The organism is Roseomonas sp. TAS13 (assembly GCF_001950415.1).
GTDB lineage: Bacteria > Pseudomonadota > Alphaproteobacteria > Acetobacterales > Acetobacteraceae > Roseomonas > Roseomonas mucosa.
In genome coordinates, this window is sequence record NZ_BDLP01000421.1 from 1 (window position 1) to 3,455 (window position 3,455).

The window sequence follows — 3,455 nt, forward strand, 5'->3', positions numbered from 1 at the left end:
CCCTTCCGCGAGCTGGCCATCCAGCTCGGCGCGCTGGGCCTGGTAGAGGGCGAGATCGGCCTCGCGCCGGCCGCGCGGCGCGGCGGGGCGCCAGAGGGTCACGAGGAAGGGCGACAGGCAGAGCAGCGCGGCGATGCCGTAAAGGGTCCAGCTCATGCGGCGCCTCCTTCGCGGGGGGCCGGCCTGCCGGCCTGCGCCTCGCCCTCGATCTCGGCGAGGCGCCGCCGTTCCGCCTCGCTCAGTTGCGGCAGGGTCGCGGGCCGGCGGCGGCGCAGCAGCAGCACCGTGCCCACCCCCAGCATCAGCGCCAGGGCGGGCGTGGCCCAGAGCAGGAGGGTGGCGCCGTTCACGGGCGGGCGGAGCAGCACGAAATCGCCATACCGGTCGTGCAGGAAGCGCACGATATCCTCGTTGCTGCGCCCCGCCGCGACCTGCTCCCGCACGATGTGGCGGAGCTGGTGGGCGAGGTCGGCGTCGCTGTCCTCGATGGACTGGTTCTGGCAGACCATGCAGCGCAACTCGCGCCCGATCTCGCGCGCGCGTTCCTCCTGCGCCGGGTCGGGCAGCAGGTCCTCCGGCCGGTCGATGGCCCAGGCGGGTGACAAAGCGGCGGGGGACAGCAGCAGCGCCAGCAGCGGCAGGGCGGGAAGAAGCCGCCGGATCATGCGTAGCGCCGCAGCAGCGGCCGGAGGTCCTGCTCCACCACCTCCGGCGTCACCGGCCCGGCCCAGCGCCAGCGGATGATGCCCTGCCGGTCCACGAAATAGGTCTCGGGCACGCCATAGACGCCCCATTCGATCCCCACCCGCCCCGTGGCATCGGCGCCGAGCCGGGCAAAGGGGTTGCCGCGCCGCTCCAGGAAGGCGCGGGCCTCCGGCGCCTTGTCCTTGTAGCTGACGCCATAGACGGGCACCCCGTCGCGGGCGAGCTGCATGAGCTGCGGATGCTCGATGGTGCAGGGCACGCACCAGGAGGCCCAGAAATTCACCAGCACCGGCCGCTCCATACCGCGCAGGCTGGCCACGTCCAGCGGCGGGATGTCGCCCAGCCCCTCCACCGTCCCGAGCGGCATGGCGGGCACCGGCCTGCCGATCAGGGCGGAGGGCACGCCGGTCGGGTCATAGGAGCCGTCCCGCAGCCCCCGCAGCATCCCCCAGAAGCCCAGCCCCGCCGCCGCCGTGACGCCGAGCGGCACGGCCAGCAGGGCACGGCGACCCCAGTTCGGGCGCTTCCCGGCTGGAGGCGTGCCGGCCTGCCGCGCGGCCCCGGCAGGCGTGCTTCCCGTGAAACATGCCCCGCCCGCATCGGGTCCACCCGCCTGCCCGCTCATGCGATGGCCTCCTTCTCCGCCGCGACAGGCTTCCGGGCAGGCGCGGCGACGCGGGCGCGCCGATCGGAAAGCGACAGCCCGCCGCCCAGCGCCATCACCACCGCCCCGAACCAGATCCAGGGCGCCAGCGTGTTGTGGTGCAGGCGCAGCACCACCCGGCCCATGCCCTCCTCCCCCATCACGGCATAAAGGTCGGTCACCGCATTGGTGCGGATCGCGGCCTCCCCGGTTGTGGTCTGGGCCAGCGGAAAGAAGCGGCGCTGCGGCGTCAGGACGGTGACCGCCTTGCCGTCGCGCAGCACCTCCAGCCGTGCCTCCCGCGCCGTCCAGTTCGGGCCGGTCACGTCGCGCAGCGCGTCGAGCCTCCATTCATAGCCGGCGAAATCCGTGGAGCCGCCGGGCTTCAGGGCCACCAGCTTGTCGGTGGCCAGCCCCATCCCCGCCAGCCCGGCCAGCGTCACGCCCAGCCCGGCATGGGCCAGCGCGGCGCCCCAGGCGGCGCGCGGCAGGCGCGCGGCCCGGGCCAGCGCTCCGCCGGGGCGGGAGAAAAGCCCGACGCGCCCGGCGAGGTCGGCACAGGCGCCCAGCACCAGCCAGGCGGCACCGGCGAAGCCGATCGCCGGGCCGATCCGCTCCCCCGCGATCCAGAGCGTCACCAGGAAGGCCCCCAGGGCACAGAGCGCCGCCCACCAGAGGCGCTCCACCACCGGCCAGAGCCGCGCCCGCTTCCAGGCCAGCACCGGTCCGGCGGCAGTGGCCGCCACCAGCGGCACCACCAGCGGCAGCAGGGCGGTGTTGAAGAAGGGCGGGCCGACCGAGATCTTCGCGTGCAGCACGAGGTCGGCGAACATCGGATAGAGCGTGCCGACCAGCACCACCGCGGTGATCGAGCAGAGCAGCAGGTTGTTCAGCACCAGCGCCCCCTCCCGCGACAGCGGCGCGAAGCGCCCGGCGGGCGCCATGGCCGGGGCGCGGAAGGCGAAGAGCGCCAGCGCCCCGCCGAGATAGAGCGCCAGCAGCACCAGGATGAAGATGCCGCGCTGCGGGTCGCTGGCGAAGGCATGCACGCTGTTCAGCACGCCCGAGCGCACCAGGAAGGTGCCCAGCAGCGACATGCCGAAGCCCAGGATCGCCAGCAGCACGGCCCAGATCTTCAGCGCCTCGCGCTTCTCCACCACCACGGCGGTGTGCAGCAGGGCGGTTCCGGCCAGCCAGGGCAGCAGCGAGGCGTTCTCCACCGGGTCCCAGAACCAGAACCCGCCCCAGCCCAGCGTGTAGTAGGCCCACCAGGAGCCCAGCGCGATGCCGAGCGTCAGGAAGCTCCAGGCCGCCAGCGCCCAGGGACGCACCCAGCGCCCCCAGGCGGCATCCACCCGCCCCTCGATCAGCGCCGCCACGGCGAAGGCGAAGGTGACGGCGAAGCCGACATAGCCCGCGTAGAGGATCGGCGGATGGAAGGCGAGGCCGGGGTCCTGCAGCACCGGGTTCAGCCCCTGCCCGTCCATCGGCGCCGGCCAGACCCGGGTGAAGGGGTTGGAGGTGGCCAGGATGAACAGCAGGAAGCCGGCGCTGACCATGCCCAGCACCGCCAGCACCCTGGCCCGCAGCGCCCCCGGCAGGCTGCCGCCGAACAGCGCCACGGCGCCGGAGCAGAGGCCCAGGATCAGCACCCAGAGCACCATGGAACCCTCGTGGTTCCCCCAGGCGCCGGAGAGCTTGTAGAGCATCGGCTTGGCCGAATGGCTGTTCTGCACCACCGCCAGCACCGAGGTGTCGTTGCTGGCGAAGCACCAGAGCAGTGCGCCAAAGGCGGCGGCCACCGCCAGCAGCCCCGACAGCGCCAGGCCCGGCGCGGCGGCGATCAGCCGCGCCTCCCCCCGCTGCGCGCCCCAGAGCGGCAGCACCGACTGCGCCAGCGCGATGGCGCAGGCCAGCGCCAGGGCGAAGTGTCCGAGTTCGGCGGTCATGGCTCTCCCTGGCCGGGGCTCTGGCGTTGCGCTTCGTGGCTGCCCCCGGGGGAGAGGCCCTGCCTCTCCCGCCGGACCCCCTCTCCGCCGGGGACCGGAGCCGGTCCCCGGACCCCGGGCCTGGGCTGGCGCCGGTGGTGGCCGTCAGCCCGACGCCC

At 74.0% G+C, this 3,455-nt stretch carries 3 protein-coding genes; all 3 read right to left on the reverse strand.

Annotation, left to right across the window (positions count from 1 at the left end):
* Nucleotides 1-152 precede the first annotated feature (152 nt).
* Genes ROTAS13_RS21350 through ROTAS13_RS21360 form a run of 3 tightly spaced genes read right to left on the reverse strand, consistent with a single transcriptional unit; the run spans nucleotide 153 to nucleotide 3,297 of the window.
* On the reverse strand, nucleotides 153-665 hold the full coding sequence (locus ROTAS13_RS21350) for a cytochrome c-type biogenesis protein (protein ID WP_075823342.1): 513 nt from the start codon (nucleotides 663-665) through the stop codon (nucleotides 153-155).
* The gene (locus tag ROTAS13_RS21355; RefSeq protein ID WP_019462118.1) at nucleotides 662-1,330 is read right to left on the reverse strand and encodes a DsbE family thiol:disulfide interchange protein; all 669 of its coding nucleotides are present in this window, start codon (nucleotides 1,328-1,330) and stop codon (nucleotides 662-664) included. The genes ROTAS13_RS21350 and ROTAS13_RS21355 overlap by 4 nt, the downstream gene beginning before the upstream one ends.
* The gene (locus tag ROTAS13_RS21360; RefSeq protein ID WP_027297215.1) at nucleotides 1,327-3,297 is read right to left on the reverse strand and encodes a heme lyase CcmF/NrfE family subunit; all 1,971 of its coding nucleotides are present in this window, start codon (nucleotides 3,295-3,297) and stop codon (nucleotides 1,327-1,329) included. The genes ROTAS13_RS21355 and ROTAS13_RS21360 overlap by 4 nt, the downstream gene beginning before the upstream one ends.
* Nucleotides 3,298-3,455: the final 158 nt, after the last annotated feature.